Annotated in this window: 23 protein-coding genes; 10 read left to right on the forward strand and 13 right to left on the reverse strand. The window is 34.6% G+C overall.

Annotated features, from left to right (window positions below; genetic code table 11):
• Positions 1-135: 135 nt before the first annotated feature.
• A complete protein-coding gene (locus tag VB798_RS09820; protein WP_323258299.1) occupies positions 136-1,341 on the reverse strand; it encodes an acetyl-CoA C-acetyltransferase in 1,206 nt (401 codons plus the stop codon).
• A 164-nt stretch (positions 1,342-1,505) separates the two neighbouring features.
• On the opposite strand from VB798_RS09820, the gene VB798_RS09825 reads away from it, so the two are divergent.
• Positions 1,506-1,886: a hypothetical protein gene (locus VB798_RS09825; protein WP_323258300.1), complete on the forward strand. Its 381-nt coding sequence runs from the start codon at positions 1,506-1,508 to the stop codon at positions 1,884-1,886.
• A 421-nt stretch (positions 1,887-2,307) separates the two neighbouring features.
• Here VB798_RS09825 and VB798_RS09830 read toward each other — a convergent pair whose 3' ends face one another.
• Positions 2,308-2,865, reverse strand: coding sequence for an RNA polymerase sigma factor (locus VB798_RS09830; protein ID WP_323258301.1), 558 nt, complete (start codon positions 2,863-2,865; stop codon positions 2,308-2,310).
• Between the two features lie 155 nt (positions 2,866-3,020).
• Between VB798_RS09830 and VB798_RS09835 the strand changes: the two genes are divergently transcribed.
• Entirely contained in the window at positions 3,021-3,890 is an 870-nt protein-coding gene (locus VB798_RS09835; protein WP_323258302.1) for an AraC family transcriptional regulator, read from the forward strand.
• A gap of 129 nt (positions 3,891-4,019) precedes the next feature.
• Positions 4,020-5,297 carry a metallophosphoesterase gene (locus VB798_RS09840; protein ID WP_323258303.1) on the forward strand — a complete coding sequence of 426 codons (1,278 nt, stop codon included), beginning with the start codon at positions 4,020-4,022 and terminating at the stop codon, positions 5,295-5,297.
• 45 nt (positions 5,298-5,342) lie between these two features.
• Here the strand turns inward: VB798_RS09840 and VB798_RS09845 are convergent, their stop codons facing one another.
• The 6 genes from VB798_RS09845 to VB798_RS09870 all read right to left on the reverse strand — a co-directional run bounded on the left by VB798_RS09845 (position 5,343) and on the right by VB798_RS09870 (position 12,309).
• The gene (locus tag VB798_RS09845) at positions 5,343-6,554 is read right to left on the reverse strand and encodes a porin (RefSeq protein WP_323258304.1); all 1,212 of its coding nucleotides are present in this window, start codon (positions 6,552-6,554) and stop codon (positions 5,343-5,345) included.
• Between the two features lie 91 nt (positions 6,555-6,645).
• Positions 6,646-7,476 (reverse strand): DUF2490 domain-containing protein, encoded by an 831-nt coding sequence (locus tag VB798_RS09850; RefSeq protein WP_323258305.1) that lies wholly within the window; start codon positions 7,474-7,476, stop codon positions 6,646-6,648.
• A gap of 98 nt (positions 7,477-7,574) precedes the next feature.
• Positions 7,575-9,029, reverse strand: coding sequence for an inorganic phosphate transporter (locus tag VB798_RS09855; RefSeq protein ID WP_323258306.1), 1,455 nt, complete (start codon positions 9,027-9,029; stop codon positions 7,575-7,577).
• Between the two features lie 264 nt (positions 9,030-9,293).
• Complete coding sequence (locus tag VB798_RS09860) at positions 9,294-10,286, reverse strand: VWA domain-containing protein (RefSeq protein WP_323258307.1); 993 nt, start codon at positions 10,284-10,286, stop codon at positions 9,294-9,296.
• 18 nt (positions 10,287-10,304) lie between these two features.
• Positions 10,305-11,120 carry a hypothetical protein gene (locus tag VB798_RS09865; protein WP_323258308.1) on the reverse strand — a complete coding sequence of 272 codons (816 nt, stop codon included), beginning with the start codon at positions 11,118-11,120 and terminating at the stop codon, positions 10,305-10,307.
• Between the two features lie 322 nt (positions 11,121-11,442).
• The gene (locus VB798_RS09870; RefSeq protein ID WP_323258309.1) at positions 11,443-12,309 is read right to left on the reverse strand and encodes a DUF58 domain-containing protein; all 867 of its coding nucleotides are present in this window, start codon (positions 12,307-12,309) and stop codon (positions 11,443-11,445) included.
• A gap of 108 nt (positions 12,310-12,417) precedes the next feature.
• Between VB798_RS09870 and VB798_RS09875 the strand changes: the two genes are divergently transcribed.
• Together VB798_RS09875 and VB798_RS09880 are read left to right on the forward strand one after the other, a co-directional pair.
• The gene (locus VB798_RS09875) at positions 12,418-12,831 is read left to right on the forward strand and encodes a DUF4296 domain-containing protein (protein ID WP_323258310.1); all 414 of its coding nucleotides are present in this window, start codon (positions 12,418-12,420) and stop codon (positions 12,829-12,831) included.
• On the forward strand, positions 12,831-14,162 hold the full coding sequence (locus VB798_RS09880; protein ID WP_407654145.1) for a DUF58 domain-containing protein: 1,332 nt from the start codon (positions 12,831-12,833) through the stop codon (positions 14,160-14,162). The genes VB798_RS09875 and VB798_RS09880 overlap by 1 nt, the downstream gene beginning before the upstream one ends.
• 197 nt (positions 14,163-14,359) lie before the next feature.
• Here the strand turns inward: VB798_RS09880 and VB798_RS09885 are convergent, their stop codons facing one another.
• The 4 genes from VB798_RS09885 to VB798_RS09900 all read right to left on the reverse strand — a co-directional run bounded on the left by VB798_RS09885 (position 14,360) and on the right by VB798_RS09900 (position 17,396).
• Complete coding sequence (locus tag VB798_RS09885) at positions 14,360-15,184, reverse strand: anti-sigma factor (protein ID WP_323258312.1); 825 nt, start codon at positions 15,182-15,184, stop codon at positions 14,360-14,362.
• Positions 15,185-15,266: 82 nt separating this feature from the next.
• Positions 15,267-15,854 carry an RNA polymerase sigma factor gene (locus tag VB798_RS09890; protein ID WP_323258313.1) on the reverse strand — a complete coding sequence of 196 codons (588 nt, stop codon included), beginning with the start codon at positions 15,852-15,854 and terminating at the stop codon, positions 15,267-15,269.
• 429 nt (positions 15,855-16,283) lie between these two features.
• Entirely contained in the window at positions 16,284-16,829 is a 546-nt protein-coding gene (locus VB798_RS09895) for a fasciclin domain-containing protein (RefSeq protein ID WP_323258314.1), read from the reverse strand.
• A gap of 135 nt (positions 16,830-16,964) precedes the next feature.
• Positions 16,965-17,396 carry a DUF1573 domain-containing protein gene (locus tag VB798_RS09900; RefSeq protein ID WP_323258315.1) on the reverse strand — a complete coding sequence of 144 codons (432 nt, stop codon included), beginning with the start codon at positions 17,394-17,396 and terminating at the stop codon, positions 16,965-16,967.
• Positions 17,397-17,703: 307 nt separating this feature from the next.
• Here VB798_RS09900 and VB798_RS09905 point away from each other — a divergent pair, with 307 nt between their 5' ends.
• The 3 genes from VB798_RS09905 to ftsA all read left to right on the forward strand — a co-directional run bounded on the left by VB798_RS09905 (position 17,704) and on the right by ftsA (position 22,624).
• On the forward strand, positions 17,704-20,112 hold the full coding sequence (locus VB798_RS09905; protein WP_323258316.1) for an alpha-ketoacid dehydrogenase subunit alpha/beta: 2,409 nt from the start codon (positions 17,704-17,706) through the stop codon (positions 20,110-20,112).
• A gap of 247 nt (positions 20,113-20,359) precedes the next feature.
• The gene (locus VB798_RS09910; RefSeq protein ID WP_323258317.1) at positions 20,360-21,115 is read left to right on the forward strand and encodes a cell division protein FtsQ/DivIB; all 756 of its coding nucleotides are present in this window, start codon (positions 20,360-20,362) and stop codon (positions 21,113-21,115) included.
• A 132-nt stretch (positions 21,116-21,247) separates the two neighbouring features.
• Positions 21,248-22,624 (forward strand): cell division protein FtsA, encoded by a 1,377-nt coding sequence (ftsA, locus tag VB798_RS09915; RefSeq protein WP_323258318.1) that lies wholly within the window; start codon positions 21,248-21,250, stop codon positions 22,622-22,624.
• 51 nt (positions 22,625-22,675) lie between these two features.
• Here the strand turns inward: ftsA and VB798_RS09920 are convergent, their stop codons facing one another.
• On the reverse strand, positions 22,676-23,095 hold the full coding sequence (locus VB798_RS09920; protein ID WP_184136654.1) for a nucleoside-diphosphate kinase: 420 nt from the start codon (positions 23,093-23,095) through the stop codon (positions 22,676-22,678).
• Between the two features lie 224 nt (positions 23,096-23,319).
• On the opposite strand from VB798_RS09920, the gene VB798_RS09925 reads away from it, so the two are divergent.
• Both VB798_RS09925 and VB798_RS09930 read left to right on the forward strand, forming a co-directional pair.
• The gene (locus VB798_RS09925) at positions 23,320-24,345 is read left to right on the forward strand and encodes a DHH family phosphoesterase (protein ID WP_323258319.1); all 1,026 of its coding nucleotides are present in this window, start codon (positions 23,320-23,322) and stop codon (positions 24,343-24,345) included.
• Between the two features lie 55 nt (positions 24,346-24,400).
• Positions 24,401-25,267, forward strand: coding sequence for an FKBP-type peptidyl-prolyl cis-trans isomerase (locus VB798_RS09930; RefSeq protein WP_323258320.1), 867 nt, complete (start codon positions 24,401-24,403; stop codon positions 25,265-25,267).
• Positions 25,268-25,400 lie beyond the last annotated feature (133 nt).

The following is a 25,400-nucleotide window of genomic DNA, read 5'->3' on the forward strand; positions in this document are numbered from 1 at the left end:
TAAAGACAAAAGATACAAGAAGCAAGATTGAGAAATAAGAAAAGAAGTATGATGTTTATTATTGTTCAAATTCCCTAAACTAAACTTTATCTCTTCAATCTTGTTTCTTTTGTCTTCAATCTTGCTTCTCCAAAGCTAAACTCTTTCAATAACCGTAGCAATTCCCATTCCGCCACCGATACACAAACTTGCTAAACCAACGCTTTTGTTGGTTCTTTCTAATTCATCCAAAAGCGTCATTAAAATAATTGCACCCGTCGCACCAAGAGGATGACCGAGGGCAATTGCTCCGCCATTGACATTTACTTTGGAAGCATCAACCTTTAGAACGTCCATAAACAATAAAGGAATGGCAGCAAAAGCCTCATTGATTTCAAATAAATCAATGTCATTAATATTCATACCATTGCGTTTGAGTACTTTTTGTGTGGCAGGAATTGGCCCAGTCAGCATAATTGTTGGCTCAGAACCCGAAACACCGAAGGCCGAAATTTTAGCTCTTGGTTTCAAGCCCAGTTTTTCTCCAATCGCTTTATTCCCAATTAAAATACCAGCCGCACCATCTACGATTTGAGAAGAATTCCCTGCATGATGCAAATGTTTGATTTCATTCAACTCTGGATATTTCATCAGAGCCAAATGGTCTAAGCCCATTTGTCCAATGCTTTCAAAAGCAGGTTTTAATTTTGCTAAAGATTCGAGCGAAGTATCGGGTCGCATACCTTCGTCGAAAGTCAACACTTCTTGCCCGATGTCGTCTTTTACGGTAAACATAGATTTCGCAAAACGTTGTTTCTGCTGTGCCGAGGCAGCTCTTTTTTGTGATTCAACAGCATAAGTATCCAACATTTCACGAGAGTATCCGTATTTGGTAGCAATTAAATCAGCAGAAATGCCTTGAGGTACAAATTTATGTTCGGCAATTAATGCTGGATTCATCATCATTGCTCCACCGTCACTCCCCATTGTAACTCTCGACATCGACTCGATTCCTCCCGCAATAATCAACTCCTGTTGTCCCGACATGATATAAGCAGCTGCCATATTGACGGCTTCAAGTCCCGAAGAACAAAAGCGATTAATTTGTACGCCTGATACGCTTTGGTCGTAACCAGCCGCCAAAACTGCTGTGCGAGCAATGTCTGCGCCTTGTTCACCAATGGGCGTAACACAACCGAGAATCACATCATCAACCAGCGAAGTATCTAAGTGATTTCGTTCTCGGAGCTGTTGTAATACTTGTTGTGCCAGTTGAACGGGTTGGATATCATGCAGAGAACCGTCTGATTTCCCACGTCCACGAGGAGTACGAACGGCATCATAAATATAGGCTACATTCATTTTTGAAGATGTTTTGAAGATTGTTCATAATGTTATTACGAATTTAACAAATTCATTATGCTTGCATACTATTGTAAGTAGTTTTTTAGATTAAATTTGGAAAATAAACATTTAGCCTTTTTCAAGGTTAATAACGTAAATTTCTAAATCCCTAAAAAATTAAAATGAGTATGAAAAAATGTTTGTTGCTCGGCGTGATGTTGTCGGCGTTTTGTTTTATTGCTCAGGCAAAAACTTCTGAAAAGGAGGGTTTAAAGCTACAAGTACATGAAAGTCAGGTAGATTCTTTAGATTTCAAAGATTATTACGGAAGCTATAAAATGGCTGATAATCCTTACGTTCAAAAAATGAAAGTTTACTTCAAAGCAGGTGAGCTTTTTGGTCAAGCGTCGGACTATCCAGAAACAAAATTAATTCGTAAAAAAGAGGATGAATTTGAAGAAAGTAATTTTGGTGCACAAATTATTTTTGTTCGTACAGATGGTTTAATTTCAGGAGTAAAAGTAATTGTGCAAGGACAAGAATTGATTGGGACGAAGGAATAAAAAAACTCCTGTGATAATCTTTGTTTAAAAAACCAAAGCCGCCACTATGATTTTCGAAACTTAAAAGATTAAAATTCAGGAGTTTTGTAATTATCGTTCATACTATAACAATAAAATAATCGCTATAGAAATTTAGTGGGATAAACAGTGATTAGTTATTTATTTAGACAAATATATATGTATGAACACGTATTAACAAAGGATAATATAATAAATAAAAGGGATATTCAACTAGTGATGGATTTTGGTTTTATCTGAAAAAAAACGGAGATGGAATCTCAGAGAATAATAACAACAACGAAAAGAATCGGAGTATAGACCTGTTTAATTTGGAGAAAAGAAGGGAAGTGGAAGTATAAATGATACTTGTCTGTCGATTTTGATGATGAGAATTCATGAAAATTGACAGACAAGAATTATATTACTGAGTCATGGCGATTCTCAGGGTTTCTACACCTCTGTGAATATTGTTATTGACAGATTGATAATTAATAGACATTTTTGTGGCAATTTCTTGATTACCCATTTTATCGAAATATCTCATCTTTAAAGCCTGCGATACTCTACTTGGCAACGATAATAATGCTTTTTCAAGTTTTACGAACATTTCTTCACGTTCTTCATTTTCATGAATATATGAAAAATGATATTTTTCAAGCTGATGAGCAAGTTCCGAAATATTATCGAAAGGAATGCTGGTTCTTGATTCAGTAATTTTTCTTACTAAATCGTGGCGTAATGAAGTTTTTAAATAAGGTTCAATATTGTCGGTATCGGCTAGATTGTGTTTTCTAAGCCATAAGTTTACGAATAAATCTTGTACAGTGTCTCTAACAAGTTCAACGTCTTGTGTAATTTTACTACCATAATTGACTAAAACTTTATGATTTAATTTATAAATCAAGTGAAAAGCCTGCTGATCTCCTTTCTTAAATCTTTGCCAAAGCTCAAAATTATCGTAATGTTGACGCTTAATCATCTTTAAATCTATTTTTATTACAATAAATTATTAAAAAACTTCATTACAAAGAGAGTGTATTTTTCTTACATAAACTTTTCCGTTATTAGTACATTTTAATACTATATTAGCATTAATTTTAATGAATACTTTATTTCGGTAATAATTTACATACAATGAAGCCATTATTCAGAAAAGTTCAGATAATGCCTGAGCAATCGTTCAGTGTAAATAAAGATTTTGTCCCATTTTTTTATAATCACTGGCATTATCATCCTGAGATTGAAATTGTATATATTTTTGAAGGAACAGGAACGCTTTTGGTAGGAAATGGTGTGAGGAGTTTCCGAGAAAATGATTTAATTATGATTGGGCCAAATGTGCCACACTTTTTTAGAAGCGACCCACATTATTTTGAACAAAATTCTACTTTAATGTCACGTTCGGTCGTAATTCACTTCAATCCCAACTTTTGGGGAGATAGTTTTATGAAAATACCAGAATCGGTATCATTGAATGAATTATTTCAAAAAGCAAAGAAAGGTTTATTAGTTGGCGGTCCAGTTCGTGAAAAAGTTGGCGTTTTAATGGAGGAAATGCTCCATACAACAGGGATTGATAAAGTAATACAATTGTTGAATATTTTGAGTTACATAGCCAGTTCAGAAGATGTAACAGTCTTATCAAAAACAGAATTTAATGTTTCGTTAGATGAGTATAATACTAGAAGAATTGACATGATTTACTCTTTTTCATTGAATAATTTTGCCAGAGAAATTACTTTAGAAGAAGTTGCCGAAGTAGCTAATATTAGCGTAAACTCTTTCTGCCGTTACTTTAAAACCCATACTCGGAAAACATATTTTCAGTTTTTGCAAGAACTTAGAATTGGACATGCTTGTAAATTATTGGCTGGCGAGAAACTTAGTATTTCGCAAGTAGCCTTTGAAAGTGGCTTTAATAATCTTTCTCATTTCAATCGTTCCTTCAAATCTTTGATGCAAATGAAACCACAGGCTTATCAAAGATTATATCGACAAAAGTAAAAATCTGGAAGGATTTTGCCGTTTATCATAAAAATAAGTACATCCAGAACCCAAGTCGTTGAATTAGGGTTTAATCAAATAGTTAAACTATTGAATACTCTTTTCTGATAAAAATATCCTTATACTTCAATGAATAAATTAATTATTATTCCAATTGTATCAATTGTACTTTTATTGATTGATTGGTACGTTTGGCAAGCTGTAAAAGTTTCGATTCAAAATACTTCTGCTAATACTCAGAATATTACAAAATACATTTTTTGGGGACTTACTTCCATCACGATGCTTGGCATGTGGCTTTATAATTTTACGCCGCCAGAATGGCTTGGTAAAAACCTAAGAACCATTATCATGGTGGGCGTTTTTATTAATTACTTTTCTAAAATATTTGTTGTACTGTTTTTATTGATAGACGACATCGTTCGATTATTTCGTTTGATTGTTTCTAAATTTTCAAGTACTTCAACAACATCCATTTCAACGCCAGACCAGCCTTCGGCTTTAAATACTCCTATTACAAGAAGCGAGTTTTTGATGAAAACTGCTGTAATTGCAGGAGCTGTGCCAGCATTAGGTTTAACATGGGGAATTATTTCTGGTGCGCATGATTATAGAGTACGTAGAGTAAAGTTGGCTTTGAAAAATTTACCGATGCAATTTGAAGGAATGACCATCGCTCAAATCTCTGATATTCACTCTGGCTCTTTTTTTAATCGTGTTGCCGTGAAAGGTGGCGTAGAAATGTTGATGAAAGAAAAACCAGATGTAGTTTTTTTTACAGGAGATTTAGTAAATAATTTAGCTTCGGAAGTACAAGAGTATATTGATATTTTCAATAAAGTAAAAGCACCTTTGGGCGTTTACAGTACTTTGGGGAATCATGATTATGCCGATTATGTACGTTGGGGAGATGATTTAGTTGGAAAACAGAAAAATCTAAATGATTTAATGCGTGCGCACAAGGTAATGGGTTACGATTTGTTGATGGATGAAAACCGATTTATTGAACAAGGTGGTGAAAAATTGGCCATTATTGGGGTTCAAAATATTAGTGGACAAAATCGTTTTCATACTTATGGAAATTTATCAAAAGCAGTGAAAGGAACGGAGGAAGCACCAGTAAAATTATTACTCTCACACGACCCAACGCACTGGGACAAAGAAGTAAATACGAAATTTAAAGATATTGATGTAATGTTTTCAGGACATACACATGGAACGCAATTTGGTATTACAATTGGCAACGAAACGTGGTCGCCAGCACAATATGTTTATAAACAATGGGGAGGTTTGTATGAAGAAGGAGACCAAAAATTATACGTAAACCGTGGTTATGGTTACATCGGTTATCCTGGCAGAATTGGAATGCCACCAGAAATTACAGTTTTTGAATTAAAGCGAGCATAAATAAAAAGAGTTGTCAGTTTTGAATTGACAACTCTTTTTTTATACTTAAAAATTAAACTGTGCTTGAAGTCGTAACAAATTTCCAGTTTGATGATTATCAGGCAAGGCTACATCTTCAAATGTCCTATCTGAAATTGTATAGATTGCCGTAAGCTCAAAGTAATCTTTCAATTGCCATTCTGCACCGATTTCTAAATCTTTCACAATGTATCTTCTGGCATCGATTTCATGTTTTTTTCCTCCATTATAATATTGATACTTGATAAATGGCGTAATATGATTTTCGTTAATTTTTTGTCGATACATTACTTGAGCATAACCACCATTTAGGTTTTTTACTTCTGTGGTCATTGTACTTGGGTTAAATTCTGGACCTTCTCCGATATTATACTCTGCTTGAAAACCAAAAGGTTGAGGATAGACTACCAAAGTAGCCGCTACACGACGGTCGATAAAAGAAGATTCAGTCGCTTTGTTTTTAGTATTTTTTTCAATGACAAATTTTCCTGTATAAGCTTGAATACCAGTTTCAATGATTTGCCCTGATTTTAGTTTAAACGGATAAGTAATTCTCGACACAACATGTGGTTCGTTATTCTGTTCAGCTTTGTTAGCATTTTGTCCGTTATAAAGTCCAAAAGCAAAAACGCCATAATCACCGCTTCCTTTCAAACCTGAGCTAACCAAATAAGCAAAACGCTTACGAATTTCCGCTTTTGCCCAATAAAAGAAAATTCCTAAATCTCGTTCATTTGAAACTGGGCTGTTTGTTGGGTCAGCACGGTCTAAAGCTAAACGGTTTTGTGAAGATTGCATGTTTTCAAAACCATAAGGTACTTTACTTTGCCCAATACGAAGGCGAGATTCCTTTTTAGCATCAAGTGCTAAATCAAAATAAGCATCACGAATTTGAAAAGAGTGTTGAAATGAATTATTGACATTCGAAGCAAAATCTGGCTGAATATAAATATATAATCTATCAGAAATATCTCCTGAAAAAATTAATCGTCCACGACGGATAAAAAATCCACCATTTTCGCCCCAAGATTTATCACATTGTTCACATTTTACTTTATCATTTGTTTCTAACAAACGGTTATAACGAACCTGTGCATAACCTTTTAATGAGATTTTCTCAAACCATTTTTTAGGAGCTTGTGCTTCTTTTTTTGAATCACTCGAGAAATTTTGGGCAAAAGTTACTGAGCTAATGACACAGCAAGTCATTAGAACAAAAAGTCCCTTGAAAGTTTTCATTGATTTATGGAGTATCTATAATGGTAGCTGAGATAGCCGCAATATCAGATATTGATAAATGAGGTTGTCTCAATATGCAATTATTTAAAGGTTACTTCTTAAATAACTGTTCGAAATTACTGACAGCTAAGTTTAGCTGAATAATATTATTGATGTCAACATTACTTTTGGTAGCATTGTTAAACTTGAAAATTGTTTGTTGCATATAGCCTGCTTCAACGGCTAGATATTTGTTGAATTTATAGCCAAGCCCAATTAATACCCTGTTTTGGTCTAATAAATTTGTATTTGCAACTTGCTCGCCTGTATTTACAAATAGTTCATTGTACGTTTGGGCATACAATGTATTATCATCCATTTTAGCATGGTTGATTGGCACAGTTACTTTTAATTGATAACGAAAACGTTCTTTGAAAGTAGTGGTAGAAAAATCGCCACCATACAAAAAGCTTTTGTTGTTTACATCTTGATTTTGTCCGAACCAACGAAATTCATAGCGCAATCTATTGTCTATACGTACTCTTCCAAAATTTTGCGTTAACATTACTTGTGGAGAAACACGGATTTCTGAAAAGAAAGCATACGGCTCACCCTCTTTAAAACGGTTTGAACCAATCCAGCCTAAAGGCATTAAAGAAAAACGAATATTTGGATTGAATTGATAATGCAACCAAGGACGAAAAACATGCTGATTAAGATTATTATAAGGGTCTCCAGTTGTTGTTTGGGAATTATAATCTCCTTGCATGTCTTCACGACGATGCTGATTTTCTAATTGCCAAGTGAATTTCCCTGCAATTTTTCCTGAAATATTGATGTCTGTCCAACCATTAGCAATATGATAATACTGTCGTGGACTTTGAGAAAAGGACGAGTTTGACAAGGTCAGCAATAAAATTGCAGACAGAATAACGTTTTTCATTTGGATTTTCTATATTGGTAGTTGGGGTAATTGCAATGTAAGCGGGTACTTAAAGAGCGTATGAAATTATTTCCATACGCCCTCTTGAAATTTTAATACTAACCGATAATTGTACGGAGTAAATAGAATATTGTAGCAGATACTAAAATCGTAACAGGCAAAGTAAGTACCCAAGCCATTACGATACTTTTAACAGTACCACCTTGTAAGTTTTTAATACCTTTTGAAGCTACCATCGAACCTGCAATACCCGAAGAAAGTACGTGCGTAGTTGATACAGGCCATTTATAAATAGTAGATAATGCAATGGTAAATGAAGCAACTAATTCAGCAGAAGCACCTTGTGCATACGATAAATGTTGTTTCCCGATTTTTTCACCTACAGTTACTACAATACGTTTCCAGCCAATCATTGTTCCTAAACCTAAAGAAAGAGCAATCATCCACATTACCCAAGTCGGAGCAAAGTCTGTTAATGATGATAAACCAGAACCAGAATTTCCAAAAGTAAAGAAAGCAGGAGAAGAACCAGCAGTTGCTTTTTTCAAAGCACTTTTATCGTCTTTACTCAAACTAACTGCGTCACTTTCAGATAATTTTTTAGCGTATTTATTGATTGATAAAACATCTTTACGAATTTCTAATTTTTTCTCAACCGTCAAATTATCGTTTGTAAGTGTTTTATCTTCTAAAATTGTAGTTAAACCTGTAGTTGCTTTAATGATTTTATGATAACCTTCTTTCTCTGTTGCTGATAATTTCGTAGTATCAATTTTAGTAATTACTTGTTGAACAGTATTTACTTCTGCTTGCAATTTGAATGGATCAACATCAGTATTGATGGCAAAATAGCCCGGTAAAAAAGCAATCAAAATCATCATTACTAAACCTATTCCTTTTTGTCCATCGTTACGACCGTGGAAAAAACTTACTAAAGTACAAGTAGTAAATAATATCACACGAATCCACATTGGTGGAGGAGTATCTTTTTTAGGCTCTTTGAAAATATCTTTATTAGAGATACCTTTTTTCATGATATACATTAATACGATTGCTACTGCAAAACCGAATAATGGAGATAATAAAAGAGCTCTACCGATTTCGATGGCTTTGTCCCAGTTTACGGTTTCTAAACCTGCTTTATTTTCAGGTAAAAGTGCATAACCTACACCAATACCAATAATAGAACCAATTAATGTATGCGAAGAAGAAGCTGGAATACCAAAATACCAAGTACCCAAATTCCAAAGAATAGCAGTAATCAACATCGCTAATGCTGTTGCCATGGAATGATAAACATTGGGGTCGATGAGGAGCTCTGTGGGCAGCAAACCAATAATCGACATGGTAACACCAACACCACCAGTAAGTAATCCTAAGAAATTCATAAATCCAGACCAAACTACTGCTTGTGTAGGTTTTAATGAATTTGTATAAATTACTGTAGCTACGGCATTTGCTGTATCGTGAAAGCCATTGACGAACTCAAAGGCACAAGCCAAAAACAAACACAGGAAAAGTAAAATGAATAGAGAAGTTTCTAATCCGAACATTATTTTTATTGATTTGAAGAGCGACGAATCACTCTAATGTTAATATGAAAATTTACAAAAACTTTTACAGTAATAAGTAAATCTTCAATTATCGTGGTTTTTCATATTGGTAATTTCGCCACAAAGGTATAAATACTTAGTTATCGCAATGTTAAGGAATTATTAAATCTAGTGTTTACAAATAATAATCGCCTATATTTATACTTATCATAGTTTTTATAGCACTTTGGTGTTGTGTATTGTAATGATTATGAATTGATTAGCCTAATCTTCTAAAATATTTCCCATAAAAGTATTCTTAAAAGCAAAGGATAAAAGTAAAAAAGCGATTGACCATCTTAAATATGGATGATAGAAATCACGAACATTTCTAGATTTATTTTGCTTGATTTCAACTTTTTCTAAAAGGTTAATTTCTTCAAAAATGGTTTCTAAAGATTTGGCATCTTTTGCTCTAAAAAATTTCCCCTCGCTTACTTTCGCAATTTCACGAAGTGTCCCTTCATCAACTTTTTCGGTTACATTCTTATTACTTCCTACTGCAATGGTGTAAACCCGAATGCCAAAAGCTTTGGCGAGTTGTGCCGATGTTACTGGGTCGAGATTTCCAGCGGTATTGTCTCCATCAGAAATCAGAATGGCTACTTTACTTTTTGAATCAATTTCTCTCAAACGGTTGATACACATTCCCAAAGCATTACCAATGGCTGTGCCAGATGTTTTAATCAAATCAGAAGAAATTTCATCTACATAATCTTGTAACATTTCATAGTCAGTCGTAAGTGGACAAAGGGAATATGGTTCTCCAGAAAAAATAACCATTCCGATTCTATCGTACAATCTGCCACCGATAAATTTCTTCGCTACATGCTGTGCAACTGCAAGTCTTGTTGGCGGAATATCTTTGCTGTCCATTGATTTTGAAATATCCAAAGCCAACATAATATCAATTCCATCTGAAAATTCTTCCGTTTCTGAAACTACTCTTTGCGGACGAGCCAAGGCTAAAAACATTGAAGTAATTGATAATAACAAAAAGATAGCGGGTACAAATCGTAAATAACTTATCCAGTTAGATTGAATATCGTTGGCAGGAAAAGCAATGTTTAATTTTTGAATAGCATTGCCACGCAACCAACTTCTGATTAAAAACAATAGCGGAATGATGGGTAAACTATATAAAAAGAAAGGATTTGCCCAATCAAAACTTGAAAGGGTAGATGGTAAAAACCAATATTTTATAAACCAATCTTCCATAAAATTGCTTGATACTCATCAAGTGCTTTGTACTAATACTTGTCTGTGTTTTCTGTAAAGGCTTTCAGCGAGTTCTTGAAGAATATTCAAAGAACTTGCTGTTGTTTTAGAGTAAATACCTCCATAAACAGTGGCATCAATTTCCCTGAGGGCATCCGACAAGCGGTTATCTTGTAAATTATCTAAAATTTCTTTTGTGGTAAAAGTAGTAAACGGCTTGTTTTCAAGACGCTCTACATATTTTTTCCAGAGAATTACTGCTTTTTCTACATTTTCCAAACCTTTTTTCTTGTCGTCGGTAGCTCTGCTTAATCTTTGGAAAAGTCTTAGATATTCATCGTAACGACGTTTAAACCTGAATAATTTAATTTGTCTTTTGATAGGAGTACCAAAAAACCAGAAAGTCAATACGCCCAAAAAGCTTAAACCAATAATAAATAAAAAAATTAAAGGATAATTGGGTTGTTGCGATAAAGGAATTACTTGGGTATCTTTTTTCAGAGACATTGTGTCCATTTCTCCGCTTGCTGAAATTGTACCTTGCAAACGAACATAATCTATCGGTGCAAAAACACGAGTACAATCAAGATTATCTCTTACAAAAACAGGCAAGCTAAGTTCCTGAACTGACAATACTTCAAATGAAATTAAGGTATAAATGGCACTATCAAGGCTACCTTTGGGATTGGTAACTGTCGGAAAGTATTCTCTCGAAACAAGTTCGAAAGGCGCAAAATTATAAGTTGAATCTGGAAAGAAAATATCGGCAGTAGGTTTGTGACGATAACTCAAAGCATATTTTATCGGTAAACCTACTTTTAAACTATCACTCAAAAATTGTCCTTTGGGTGGTTGCCAATTCTGATTCTGCGCATTGATATTGGATGAAAAGAAAAGAAAAGATACAAGATATAAGATACAAGATATAAGATTTGAGATATAAGATTTTAAGCTTAGTTGGTGAATGAGGAAATAAGAAATATGAGATGAAATTTGCCTTAAGCTAACCTTTAAGCTACAGATTTTTACCTGTAATGTTGTTGAAACTTTGCAGGAACGAAACTGTACAGATATTTCTTTTAATGAATCAGAAAATTTGATGATTGTGGACTTCATTAAAAAAGGGTTTCATAAAATTTAATGAGCGACAGAAGCACTACTTTCTTACTTTAAATAATTTTATCAATTTAGGAACATAATCTTCCGAAGCATCAATGGCTAAATAGTTTGCTCGGTGTTGTTTACATACCTGCTCTACTTGTTGTGAGTTTTTATCGAACAAAATCTTCATTCGATTTCTAAACCAACTTGATGAAGCATTTACCCAAATTGTTTTTCGAGTTTCGGTATCATAAACAGGAATGATTCCTAAACGTGGAAGATTCGTTTCTCGTTGGTCGAATAAGTGAATCACGATTAAATCATGTTTTCGAGCCAAGGCTTTTAGGTTTTCTTCATAACCAGTATCAATAAAATCAGAAACCAAAATTACCAAACTTCTTCTTTTTAAAACATCCAAAGTAAAAAGAATCATTTTCTTCAAATTAGTACCAGTAGATTCTGTTTTGAGTTTAAATAATTCTAAAATGGTTTGGTAGCCATGTTTTAAAGTATTGGCAGGTTTGATGTATTTTTCTTTTTGGTCAGAAAAACAAAGTAAACCAACATGGCTGGCTTCCTTGATTGCCGATAAAGCTAAAACCCCACAGATTTCTTTGGTTGTATCTAATTTTGAACGGTCAGACCGACCCACATCTTGCGAAGCGCTTACATCTACCACAAAAAACACCGATTGTTCTTTTTCTTCTTTGAAGATTTTCACATAAGTTCCGTGTCCTTTTGCTGAAGTATTCCAATCAATCAAACGAACGTCGTCACCATACTGATATTGGCGTAAATCGCTGAATTCTAGCCCAGAACCTTTGAAAATAGAATGAAAATTTCCCCGCATCTGTGAAGTAACAGCCTTGCGGATTTTGATTTCGTATTTATAAAGTTTGGCTAAAAATTCGTTGGGAGTCATCTATTGGTTCATTCGTCGAAGCTTCCTTCAAACAAAAATCATTTCATAATTTTACTTAAAAAACTTTCACAAGTTTAAAACTACCCAAATTCCCTGTAAATTTGAAATATGAGATTAATAATTCTGTTGTTAGCAACTTTGTTGATAGCTTGCGGTTCGGAAGATAAGCCCGCAAATTTGATAGAGCAAGATAAAATGTCAAAAATCTTGGCAGATGTTCATGAAGCGGAAGCTCGTGTCAATAATATGCACTTGGGCGGACAAGATTCTTCCTTGTTGGCATATCAACGTTTGCGATGGAAAATCATGAAGCAACATCAAACCGATACCGCTACTTTTAGAGTAAGTTTGAAGTATTATATTACGCATCCACCTGCTTTTAAAACAATGTACGAGGATGTAAAAATAATATTAGAAAACCGACGAAAAGCTGTACAAACAGTTAAACCTAAAGTGGCTAAACGTGATACGTTAAAAAAAGCAACGAAAGCTACCGTTAGCCAACCTGTAAAACAACCATGATACATCTTTTCAAATCCTTATATTTTTCAAAAGTGGTGTTTCACTTCGTCGTTGGGATTGTCGTTTTGTTTGTGTTTGCTTTTGTGTTTCCTTGGTTGTTGGGAATCGCACAGTTGTGTTTTATGATTTTAATATTACTCTTGTTGGCAGACGGCATTATTCTTTTCATGGCTAAAAAAGGTATTTTTTGCAGAAGAGATGTGCCAGAAAGGCTTTCAAATGGTGATGAAAATCCGATTTCAATTTTTATAGAAAATCATTATAGCTTCTCAATCTTACTTGAAATTATTGATGAAATTCCTTTTCAGTTTCAGAAACGAGATTTACTTTTTCATACTTCCCTAAAATCTGCGGAACAACAAATTATTGAATATCAACTTCGTCCAACCAAAAGAGGAGAGTACAGTTTCGGTTCAGTAAATGTTTATGTAAAAAGTCCCATTCGTTTATTACAGCGTCGTTTTCAGTTTTCTCAAGATAAAATGGTGGCAGTGTATCCATCATTTCTACAAATGCGAGCTTACGAATTGATGGCAATTTCAAACCGATTGACGGAATTGGGCATCAAGAAAATTCGTAGAATTGGACAAAGCCAAGAGTTTGAACAAATTCGCCAGTATGTTCAAGGGGATGATGTGCGGAGTATCAACTGGAAAGCTACCGCTCGCCGAAACGATTTGATGGTGAATGCTTATCAAGAAGAAAAATCACAAAATGTTTATTGTTTGATTGATAAAGGAAGAGTAATGCAAATGCCTTTCGATGGACTTTCTTTGCTAGATTATGCCATCAATGCCACGCTTATTCTATCGAACATTGCGATAAATAAACAAGATAAAGCAGGTGTAATTACTTTTTCGGATAGAATCGGACAGGTTTTAACAGCCGATAAGAAGGCTGGGCAAATGACCAAAATCTTGGATTTATTGTATAAACAAAAAACTCGTTATATGGAAACTGACTATGAAGCTTTGTATATTCATGCCAAAACGCATATTCGTCAGCGAAGTCTTTTGTTATTGTACACAAATTTTGAAACGGTGGCTTCTATGCGGAGGCAATTGCCTTATTTTAGAAAATTAGCGAAAGACCATTTACTGATGGTTGTTTTCTTTGAAAATACAGCATTGAAAACATTGTTAGATAAACCAGCCGAAACAACAGAAGAAATATATCATAAAACGATTGCGGAAAAGTATTTTTACGAGAAACAGCAAATTGTACGAGAACTAGCTCAATATGGTATTCAAGCATTATTAACTGCTCCGCAAAATTTAACCGTGAATACCGTAAATAAGTATTTAGAACTTAAATCAAGAGGAATGATATAGGGGTACTCAGGTATCGGATTTCTGATATCAGCTAAACAACTCGACGAGAAACAAAAAAGCCTAAAAGTGAATTTTAAATACTTTTAGGCTTTTTTTGTTGATAATTAAGTAGTGTAATATTTAAACTTCAGCGGAAGACGGCTCTCAATCACAACGGCAGAGCATTCCTCACTCACAATTCACAACTCTTAACTACTCTAAACTGCTCCCATCACATAAATTGCTCCTTTTGGTCCAGCTTCTGTAGTGCTTCCGCCAGTATTTTCTAATGAAATAGCAAAAGCAACAGCATTAGAGAAAGATTTCATTTTCAAAATACTTGCATTGCCTTCAATCATGCCAGCATCAACAGGTTTGCCATCAACAATTGCCCAAAGTTGATATTGTTTGCCAGAAGGCACATTTGGCAAATTGAGCCCAGATAAGTAAACAGCTTCACTGGTTTTGTCGAAGTAAACCAAAGCCTTCGCATTTGGAAAATCAGGTTGTCCCGCCAAAGGAATTACTTTCACATTAGGGTTTTGAAGAATGGCTACTTCTTCTTGATAATTAGCTTTTAAGGTTTGTCCTTCTTGTGCTAAAATTTGATTTTGAGATTCTAAGGCAAGTAATTTATCCTCAGATTTTTGCCAATTGCTAAAGAACCAAACATTTCCTGCAATACTTAAAGCCAAAAGTACCCATGAAGCTGCCATTCGCCAAGTATTAGTTGTTTTCAGCGACTTGATATTATTTTCTGGATTGATGGCTGTTGGTATTTCTAGCGTTTGCCATCCTGTATTTTCAGTATTTGTATATTCTTTTTTAAGGGCTTCCATCACTCTATCCTTGAGAGCAACTGGAGGTTCCTGTTGAAATTGAAGTGCATAATTTTCAAGCGTACCCTGTAAAGCCATCAGTTCCATCTGAATGGCAGGATACTCTTCTGCAAGGCGTTCTACCTCTGCGGTTTCCGCAGTATTGGTAGCTCCTAGCAAGTAGCTCTCCAAAATACCAGATTCTATGTATTCTTGAATGTTCATTTTTTTAAACGTTAATCATGGTTGATGTTTGTGAAAGAGTGATTTCTGATTTGCTTAAATTGAGCAATCATCAATCGTTCAATTACAAATCAAAAAATCCAGAGAGGAAAATCAATCCGAGTTCAATAAAATACTGCCTTAATTGTACAATAGCAGATTTTACTCTTGTTTTGACCGTTCCTAGTGGAATACCAAATTCTTCAGAAACCTCCGCTTGTGTGTAACCTTTGAAATAAAGTAAATCAATAATTTGCTGATGTTCGGGACGAAGGTTTTCAATAACCTTTTTTATGCCGATGGCATCAATGTCAAACTGACTTCCTCCTTGGCTATCGATGAAATTTACATGGTCATCGAGGTCGTGATTTTTCTGAGAATTTTGGAATTCTTGTGAACGAATTCTATCAATGGCTGTATTTCTAGCCACGTTTAGGATCCAAGTAAATAATGTACCTTTTGTGCGATTATAGCCTTCTATATTTCGCCAAATCTTCACAAAAGAGTCTTGCATGACATCAGCAGCGACTTCTTCTGAACGAACAATTTTCAGAATAACCCCATAAAGTGCTGAGGAATAATTATCATACAAGATGGAGAACCCTCGCTCATCCTTACTTTGCAATAAGGACACGAGTGCTTCTTCAGCTATAATGGTTTTGCGTTTAGACATGAGTGTTTTCTTCTCAATGAATGTAAGATGATGAATGAATAACTTTTTAATACAACGCCCAAAGCAACGTTATGTTTAAAATAAGTTTTTTCATATTTTACCTTCTTGGTAAAGGGCTTAATAAAGATAATGGGATAATTCCAATAATTTATAATTGAAATACTATGTGTTTATAAAATTAAGGAGAAGGAGGTTTAATAATATGTTATTTATAAATAAGAAGTATTAAAGAGATTTTTACGATTGTACTATTTTTGAAAATTATATTTAAAAACTTATTTGTTCAAATGGCGGAGTAAAATAAGCGTTAAAAACAAAGGACTTTCCAACAAAGAGAAAGCCCTTTGTACATTACCCATTATTAAACCACACCTGTCTATTAGGCGTGAAGAAAGTATTGATAACTAACTTCATACCCTTTTGGGTGAATTACATTTTAGGTAATACTACGGCATCCAACACATGAATTACACCGTTTGATTGATAAACATCATAAGTACTGATGTTTGATGTTCCACCATTTTCATCTTTCAACATGATGTTATGAGAGCCATTCATCATTGCATATAATTTTCCACCACTTACTGTATTTAAAGTAGCTGTTCCATTACCCGCTTTGATGGCTTTTGCAATAGCATCGAAATCTAATTTGCCAGCTACAACATGGTACGTTAAAACTTTGGCTAAGGTTGCCTTGTTTTCTGGTTTTAATAAAGTTTCAACAGTGCCTGCTGGAAGATTTTCAAAAGCATCATTTACAGGAGCAAAAACTGTGAATGGTCCTTTGGTTTGTAAAGTACTTACTAAGTCTGCTGCTTTTACTGCGGCAACCAAAGTAGTGTGCGCCTTAGAATTAACGGCGTTTTCAACAATGTTTTTTGCAGGAAACATCGCTTCATTTCCTACAGTTACTGTTTGGGCATTACTCGTAAATGCCATTGCACAAAATGCTAATCCTAATATTACCTTTTTCATCTTTTTTGATTGTTTAAATATCGTTTCAAACAGATTTACGGAAGTAATAAAGTTTTGGATTGCTGATATTGATAAAAAACAAAGAAAGGCGTAAACATTGCTGCCTACGCCTTTCTTTGAACTATTTAAGAAATATTATTTCGTTGATTTTTTCTTAGCTGGAGCTTTCGCTGGAGCAGGTGTTTCAATTGGAGTACCTTTTGGAACAACTTCACCTTTGAATGATAAGATAATTTGTGGTGTCTCTGCATTACTAATTACAGTAACTGTTTTTGAAAAACCACCTGGGCGACCAGCCGAACTAAATGCTGCCGTTACTTTACCAGTTTTTCCTGGCATTACTGGCTCTTTCGTCCAGTCAGGAGTAGTACAACCACATGAAGGCGAAGCATTTGAAATAACAACTGGTGCAGTACCTGTATTTGTAAATTCAAAAACGTGAGTTGCCACAACGCCTTCTTCTATTTTACCAAAATCATGAGATTCTGATTTGAATTTAATTACTCCTTGCGCATTGGCAAAAGAAGCAACAAATACCAATGCGAAAACGAAAAATAACTTTTTCATATTAGATTTAATTGTTTTGTTTTAATGATGTTTAAGATAATTGTAAAAATATTATAATCAGAACAAAGTTTTAAACGATGCCTTAAAATTAAAATTTCGTTTAATTTAATAAAAAATACCCTTAATTCACAAAACAAAAGTAAAGTCTTGTAGATGCTTCGCAAAATGTTTCATAGGTTTTAACAAATCATTAACAAGAGCACAATTTCTTTGCTTCGAGAATCTATATTTGTTACCCTAATTAATTTTTGTTATTTTTGGTACTGAAACTTATATTTTATCGTTCATTTATACCCCTCTCACTGTCTTGGAAAACACACTTCTGTCAGAAACTATTGTATTCACCAAAGAATCAGTCTTGACTGATTATCGGGTTGCTCGCATGAGTCGTGAGTGTAGCCTCCTTGTAAGGAAAGAAGTTTTTGCTGGTCGTGCTAAGTTTGGAATCTACGGAGACGGAAAAGAACTCTGCCAACTTGCTTTGGCAAGAGCCATGAAAGCTGGAGACTTTATTTCAGGATATTATCGTGATCAAACCATTGTTGCGGCTGTCGGTGATATGACTTGGATGCAATACTTTTCACAACTTTACGGACATCCAGACGTTAATTTCGATCCACACACTGGCGGAAGAGCAATGAATAATCATCATGCTACTAGATGGTTAGACGAAGAGGGAGAATGGGTTGACCAAACAAAATTATTTAATTCTGCGGCTGGAGTATCTTCAACGGCTGGACAAATGCCAAGAGCAGTCGGCTTAGCCTATTCTTCTAAATTATACAGACAATTACCTGATCTTCAAGAAATTTCAGAAAAGTTTACTCGTAACGGCAGTGAAGTATGTTTCTCGACCATCGGCGATGCTTCTACTTCAGAAGGCATGTTTCTGGAATGTGTAAATGCTTCGGGTGTTTTGCAGATTCCTTTGGTGATGTCTGTTTGGGATGATGGTTACGGCATTTCAGTTCCTTCAGAATATCAAACCACAAAATCTTCTATTTCAAAAGCGCTTGCAGGCTATCAAAGAAATGAAGATGGCGCTGGCATAGAAATTTTTACAGTAAAAGCGTGGGATTATGTGGCTTTGATGGAAACTTACCAAAAAGCAGCGACTTTAGCTCGTGACTATCATATTCCATCTTTAATTCACGTAGAAGAAGTAACACAACAGCAAGGACATTCAGCGTCGGGTTCACACGAAAGATATAAATCTGCGAAAAGATTACAATTTGAATTAGATTATGATTGTAATATAAAATTCAGAGAATGGATTCTTGCAGAAGATTTGGCTACTGAAGAAGAACTAAAAAGCATTGACGAAGAAGCCGTTAAAGAAGCAAAGGCTTGTCAAAAAGCAGCTTGGAATGCTTACATGAGTTCAATCAAGCCAGAAAGAGAAGATTTACTTTCATTATTATATCAAGCAGCCGCTGAAACCGAAAATGGAGCAGAAGTAAAAAAAATAGCAGAAGAATTACGCAAAGCCATTAATCCGATTCATCATGAAAATGTGGTAGCGGCAAGAAAAGTACTAAGAGTTTTACGTTCTGAAGACTCATCAGCCAAACAAGGATTAAAAAAATGGTTAAAACAAACTGATGCTGCTAATGATAAAAGATTTAACTCGCATCAGTTTAGTATCTCAAAATATTCACCGTTAAAAGTACAGGCTGTTCAGCCAGAATATGATGCGAATTCCCCAATAATAGATGGACGAGAAATATTAAATAGAAATTTCGACTATTTATTCAGTACAAATCCTAGAATTTTTATTTTAGGAGAAGATGTGGGGAAAATTGGGGATGTAAACCAAACATTAGCAGGTTTACAAGATAAATTTGGGGAATTAAGAGTAACTGATACTGGAATTCGAGAAATGACGATTGTTGGTCAAGGAATTGGAGCGGCGATGAGAGGCTTAAGACCAATTATTGAAATTCAATATTTAGATTATATATTTTACCCATTCGCTACTTTATCGGATGATTTGGCTTGTTTACAATATAGAACAGTAGGTGGACAAAAAGCACCATTGATTGTTAGAACCAGAGGACATCGTTTAGAAGGGATTTGGCATTCGGGTTCGCCAATGTCTGTTTTATTAGGTGGTTTAAAAGGTATTCATCTCTGCGTACCAAGAAATATGACGCAAGCCGCTGGAATGTATAATACTTTATTGAATTCAGACGACCCAGCTATTGTCATCGAATGTTTGAATGGTTATCGATTGAAAGAGAAATTGCCAACCAATTTACATGAAACAAGAGTAGCATTAGGAATGCCAGAGGTAATCAGAGAAGGAAGAGATATTACCATTGTTACTTATGGTTCGATGTGTAGAATTGTGATGGAAGCGGCTCGCCAATTAGAAAATATGGATATTTCGGTAGAAGTGATAGATGTACAAACTCTAATGCCTTTTGATATTTCACACAGTATAGTAGAATCAATTAAGAAGACGAATAGAGTAATTTTTGCAGATGAAGATATGCCAGGAGGAGCTTCAGCATATATGATGCAACAAGTATTGGATGAACAAAATGCCTATAGATATTTAGATGCCAAACCTGTATGTATGGCAGCGGTTCCTCACCGTCCAGCATATAGTTCTGATGGAGATTATTTTTCAAAACCAAATGCAGAGAATGTTGTAGATACGGCTTATCAACTAATGTCTGAATGCTATCCGATAAAGTTTCCAGCAATTTATTAAAAAGAATGAGTTAATATTAAGATTATATTTTTTCAGCCTTAAATGTGTTGAGAATTGAAACTTTTTCTATTTTTTTATGTACTTAATTGCCTTTTAGTAAATAATGCTAAGGATTTAAGTTATTTTTTTTAATTTCGTATGGTTTTTTCAAACTTTTAGAAAGTTCATTAGTATAATGAGTAGTTTCATAGGTATGTGAATAAGCTTTTTCTAATTGCTTGAAAACAATATCTTTAATAAAATTACATTGAACCCCTTACGAAAAATTAAGAAATGGATTTGGCCGACGGTACTAACTATAGTTTTACTGTCGATTGTAATTTATGCTGAAAGTGTTCATCATCATCAGAAATGTAAGAATATCAAGGTAAACATTGAAGGTGCTAACGAAAATGAATTAGTTACTGCTGATGAGATTTTAGCGATTGTTAGTCCAAACGTTGTTGACAGTCCCGAAGGAAAACCTTTTGATAAGATTGACTTTAAAAAAATTGAAAAAAGAGTTTGTTTAAATAAATTAGTAAAGTCATGTCAAGTTCATCGTGATTTAAGCGGAGAAATGACAATTGATATTGTAGAACACACACCACTCGCCCGAGTATTATATAATAAAAGTTCAGATAGTTACGTCACAGAGAAAGGCGATTTTATCGGTATTTCTCAACATTTTACTCCCAGAGTTTTATTACTCTCGGGAAAGTATTTTGATAAAATACAGGATTTAAAAGAAGTGAGAAGTAAACCTATCTTAGAACTAATCAATGCTATCAATGACGATCCTTTTTGGAAAGCGCAAATAACCCAGTTAATCGTTGAGAAAGATGGAGGTATTACCATGGTGCCCGAAGTAGGAAATCATGTGATTGAGTTTGGGATGGGAATTGATATTGAATCTAAATTTAAGAAAATTAAAATTTTTTATAAAGATATTCTGCCTGCTAAAGGCTGGGATACCTATCATAAAGTAAGTGTAAAATACAGAAATCAGATTATTTGTGAGTAAAGATGATGTTTCAAGATAGACTTTATTAAACGGTAAACGATTATCCAATAAGAGTACTTATATTGGCGGTTTATTTTAATAAAACTGTATGTTGCAAATTCTTAATCCCAAGTTTCCTAAATTCTACCTTCCATGAATGAAATAATCGTTGGACTTGACATAGGCAGTAAGCAAGTAAGTGTAGTTGCTGGCAGACTTGACAGTTTAGGCAAGTTGGAGATTCTTGGTTTGGGTAAAGCCGATACCACTGGAAGAGTCTCTAAGGGTGTCGTTTTGAATGTCAATAAAACGATAGAAGCTGTTCAGTCTGCTATCGAGCAAGTTGAAAACCAAGCCAATATTCATATTAGAGGTGTTGTGGCTAGTATCGCTGGACCGAACATTCATAGTTCAAAACATAAGGCTGGTATTACCAGACAAACTCGTGGAGAAGAAGTAACGGTTACAGATGTAGATCAAGTTGCTAATGATGCTCAGCGAACTTTTATTTCGCAGGGTAATGCGATTGTGCACAATTTACCTCAGGAATATTCTGTAGATTCTGCCAATGGAATTCAAGAACCAGTAGGAATCAGTGGTTTGAAATTGCAGGGAGAGTTTTTAATGATTATTTCTCCTCAAGCAGAATTGGATAAAACCAAACGCTGTATCGAACGCTCTAAAGATAAAATGGAGATTGAAGGTGGATTAGTGTACTCACCTTTAGCCGCTTCTTTAGCTGTATTAACCGAACAAGAAAAGAAAACTGGCGTAGCCTTAGTAGATATAGGAAGTGGCATTACTGAAATTGTAATTTATTATAAGAACATTGTAAGACACGTAGCCGTATTGCCATTTGCTGGAGATTCAATCACAACAGATATTGAACAAGGCTGTGGTGTATCTATTGAACAAGCGGAACAATTAAAAGTAAAATTTGGCTCTGCCATTGCTGATGAAGTAGCCATTGAAGAGGTTGTTTCGATTCCAAGTGCAAATGGGCGTAAACCTAAAATTGTTTCGGTAAAAAATGTTGCGATTATTATTGAGGAAAGATTGAAAGAAATCATGGCTTTAGTTGTTGCTGAAATTACACGTTCTGGTTATTTAAATAGAATTAACTGTGGAATTGTAATTACTGGTGGAACTGCGCAAATGCCTTATATTGATCAGCTTTTTGAAAGAGTAGCACAAAGAGATGTAAGAATTGGTTATCCAAACGAAAATTTAGGAAAAACATTTACAGAAGAGATTAAAAATCCTACTTATTCAACAGCTGTTGGTTTGGTTTGGAGAGGAATTAGAGATATTGATGAGCGTGAAGAGGCTTATAAAATCCTTAGAAAAGATGCTCCAGTAATTATTCCAGTTGTACCAGTTAATACAACAATTAATAAGAGTAGTAGAGAAAATACAAAATCTGCGGAAACCAATGGTAAGAAAAGCTCTTTAGGATTCTTTGGAAAACTAAAACAAGCAGCAAGTAGAATTATTGGAGAAGATTTAGGCGATAACGATAAATATGAGTAGTAGCATGTTTACATTACATATTACTACTCATATTGCTGCATAGCACCATTCCTAGAACTGCTCTACACCAGCAAAAAAGAAAAATCCTTCAATAGCAGCATTTTCATCTGAGTCAGAACCGTGAATTGCGTTAGCCTGCACCGATTTAGCAAACACTTTACGAATAGTTCCTTCAGCTGCTTGAGCTGGATTTGTTGCTCCGATTAAAGTACGGAAATCTAATACTGCATTTTCTTTCTCCAAAATCATTGGAATGATTGGTCCCGACGACATATAGTCGCATAATTCACCATAAAAAGGTCTTTCAGCGTGAACTGCATAAAATTCTCCAGCTCTTTCCTTAGTAAGTAGCGTTTTCTTAATGGCTACAATACGGAAACCCGCTTCTTCAATCATTTTAATAATTGCGCCAGAGTTACCTTCTGCTACTGCATCAGGTTTAATCATTGTAAAAGTTCTGTTAGTTGCCATATTTTGAATTTATGAAATGTGTGGAATGTGATTTCTTTGAGCTAAATAGTTTTAAAGCTTATCAAAAAGCAACTAAAACGCCATTTAAATAGATTATTTATGTAAAATTACGACAAAGCAGTAAGGTTTTAGAAACCTTGCAGCTTTTTTTGTGGAGAATTCTCGCTAACTTTGCCATTCAAATTTAGAATAAAACATAATATCCTGATAATCAATCGTATATAATGCAAAATCTTGAAGCCTTTCGTGAGTTGATTAATACGCCCAAAAAAATTGTAATTACAACCCATTTTAAACCCGATGCAGATGCACTTGGGTCTTCATTAGGTTTAGCAGGATATTTAAGAAAAAAGGGACATCATATTACGGTTATAACTCCTTCCGACTATCCTAAATTCTTGTTCTGGATGCCTAATAATGAGGAGGTTGTTAATTATGAAGATTATAAATTAAGAGGAAAGTCTAATAAGTTAATTGCTGAGGCAGATGTGATTTTTTGCCTAGATTTTTCAGCTTTGTCTCGTATTGAAGCAATGGCAGAGCCAGTTAGGCAATCGGATGCAATAAAAGTAATGATTGACCATCATACTTTCCCTGAAGATTTTGCACAATTTTCGTATCATGATACCAAAGCAGCAGCTACAGCGCAATTGATATTTCAACTAATAGTACTTTTAGGAGATGAATCTTTATTAGATGTTCCAATTTGCGAATGTCTATATGCTGGAATCATGACGGATACAGGTTCTTTCCGTCATCCAAGTACCACACCAGCAGTACACAGAATTGTAGCTGATATTATGGAAATTGGTGTGAATACAAATTTAATTCATCGCCGAATTTACGATAGTACAACTGCTGAAAGGTTAAATTTCTTAGGATATGTTCTTTCTGAAAAATTAGTCATTTTACCAGAATATAGAGTAGCTTATTTTACTGTAACAGAAGAAGAACTCAAACGTTTTAATTCACAAACGGGCGATACCGAAGGAATTGTCAATTACGGTTTACAAATTGAAGGTGTTGTAATGTCTGTAATCATTGTTGACCGCCCAGAAGCAGTAAAAATGTCATTCCGTTCAGTCGAAGAATTTGCAGTGAATCAAATTGCTTCAAAGTATTTCAGTGGTGGCGGACATAAAAATGCTTCAGGTGGCAAAACATCAGGCATTGGTTTACAAGCAACGGTAGAAAAATTCATTAGTATTTTACCAGAATATCAGGAAGAATTATTGGCAGTACCCATTTAATATAAACGCTCATCGAGCAAAAAAACTAAAATAAAATCAATAAAATCAAACAAAAATGTTCAAAAGAATCAGTGTTGTATTGTTTGCTGCCAGCATGATGGTTGCATGTAACAAGAATCGTGTAGAAGTAAAAGACGGTGTGAAAATCCAAATTCATAGTCACGATGACAAAGCAAGAAAATTAAAAGACGGAGATATTATTTCGTTTACAGCTAAAATTCAAAATTCTACAGACTCAGTACTTCAAGAGTCGCCAGCTTCACAACCAGCACGTGCTATGTTACAACCAGCTGGTTTATCAGGTTTCAAAGGTTCTTTTGAAGATGGTTTACGTTTACTTTCTCTTGGTGATAGCGCAACAATTTATGTTCCTGTAGATTCTTTGGCAAAAGGTGGTCAGCAATTACCTCCATTTATCAAAAAAGGAACAGATTTAAAATATACAGTTAAGATTTTGAAAGTACAGTCGAAAGCTGAATTTGAGAAAGATATGGCGGCTGAACAAGCAAAAGCAAAAGCTGATGCTGAAGAACGTAAAACTAAATTGCCTCAAATGATGGCTGATTATGTTAAAAAATCAGGCTTAACATTTAAAACTACTGCTTCTGGTTTACAATATGTAATCACGAAAGAAGGAACAGGCGAAACTCCTAAAACTGGCGATGTTTGTAAATGTATGTATGTAGGTAAATTTTTGGATGGAAAAGTATTTGACCAAAGCCCAAGTCCATTAGATATGCCAATCGGAGGTATGATTCCTGGTTTCAATGAAGCATTATTAATGATGAAAAAAGGTGGAAAAGGTACTTTCTTGATTCCTCCAACAATTGGATATGGAGAGGCTGCTCAAGGACCAATTCCAGCAAACTCTGCTTTAGTTTTTGATGTTGAAGTAGTAGATTTCAAAAAAGGCGGACAATAGATTTCACAGAAGGTAAGTGAAGAAGACAATAAAATGAATAAGTAAATAATTTAGCCTAAACAGGTTTGAATTTATTTATTTCTAAGATTTTGTTGTATTTTTTTACTTACCTTTTTGGTTTTCTGCCATTTTA

Origin of the sequence: Arcicella lustrica, from assembly GCF_034930985.1 — a bacterium.
Classification (GTDB): domain Bacteria; phylum Bacteroidota; class Bacteroidia; order Cytophagales; family Spirosomataceae; genus Arcicella; species Arcicella lustrica.

Bases quoted from the DNA above. Each gene is read 5' to 3' on its own strand.
- VB798_RS09930 (WP_323258320.1), top strand. From the start codon at position 24,401: ATGTTCAAAAGAATCAGTGTTGTATTGTTTGCTGCCAGCATGATGGTT.
- VB798_RS09835 (WP_323258302.1), top strand. From the start codon at position 3,021: ATGAAGCCATTATTCAGAAAAGTTCAGATAATGCCTGAGCAATCGTTC.
- VB798_RS09830 (WP_323258301.1), bottom strand. From the start codon at position 2,865: ATGATTAAGCGTCAACATTACGATAATTTTGAGCTTTGGCAAAGATTT.
- VB798_RS09900 (WP_323258315.1), bottom strand. From the start codon at position 17,396: ATGAAAAAGTTATTTTTCGTTTTCGCATTGGTATTTGTTGCTTCTTTT.
- VB798_RS09850 (WP_323258305.1), bottom strand. From the start codon at position 7,476: ATGAAAAACGTTATTCTGTCTGCAATTTTATTGCTGACCTTGTCAAAC.
- VB798_RS09845 (WP_323258304.1), bottom strand. From the start codon at position 6,554: ATGAAAACTTTCAAGGGACTTTTTGTTCTAATGACTTGCTGTGTCATT.
- VB798_RS09890 (WP_323258313.1), bottom strand. From the start codon at position 15,854: ATGTCTAAACGCAAAACCATTATAGCTGAAGAAGCACTCGTGTCCTTA.
- VB798_RS09895 (WP_323258314.1), bottom strand. From the start codon at position 16,829: ATGAAAAAGGTAATATTAGGATTAGCATTTTGTGCAATGGCATTTACG.
- VB798_RS09870 (WP_323258309.1), bottom strand. From the start codon at position 12,309: ATGACTCCCAACGAATTTTTAGCCAAACTTTATAAATACGAAATCAAA.
- VB798_RS09920 (WP_184136654.1), bottom strand. From the start codon at position 23,095: ATGGCAACTAACAGAACTTTTACAATGATTAAACCTGATGCAGTAGCA.
- ftsA (WP_323258318.1), top strand. From the start codon at position 21,248: ATGAATGAAATAATCGTTGGACTTGACATAGGCAGTAAGCAAGTAAGT.
- VB798_RS09840 (WP_323258303.1), top strand. From the start codon at position 4,020: ATGAATAAATTAATTATTATTCCAATTGTATCAATTGTACTTTTATTG.
- VB798_RS09885 (WP_323258312.1), bottom strand. From the start codon at position 15,184: ATGAACATTCAAGAATACATAGAATCTGGTATTTTGGAGAGCTACTTG.
- VB798_RS09820 (WP_323258299.1), bottom strand. From the start codon at position 1,341: ATGAATGTAGCCTATATTTATGATGCCGTTCGTACTCCTCGTGGACGT.
- VB798_RS09860 (WP_323258307.1), bottom strand. From the start codon at position 10,286: ATGGAAGATTGGTTTATAAAATATTGGTTTTTACCATCTACCCTTTCA.
- VB798_RS09855 (WP_323258306.1), bottom strand. From the start codon at position 9,029: ATGTTCGGATTAGAAACTTCTCTATTCATTTTACTTTTCCTGTGTTTG.
- VB798_RS09925 (WP_323258319.1), top strand. From the start codon at position 23,320: ATGCAAAATCTTGAAGCCTTTCGTGAGTTGATTAATACGCCCAAAAAA.
- VB798_RS09825 (WP_323258300.1), top strand. From the start codon at position 1,506: ATGAGTATGAAAAAATGTTTGTTGCTCGGCGTGATGTTGTCGGCGTTT.
- VB798_RS09875 (WP_323258310.1), top strand. From the start codon at position 12,418: ATGAGATTAATAATTCTGTTGTTAGCAACTTTGTTGATAGCTTGCGGT.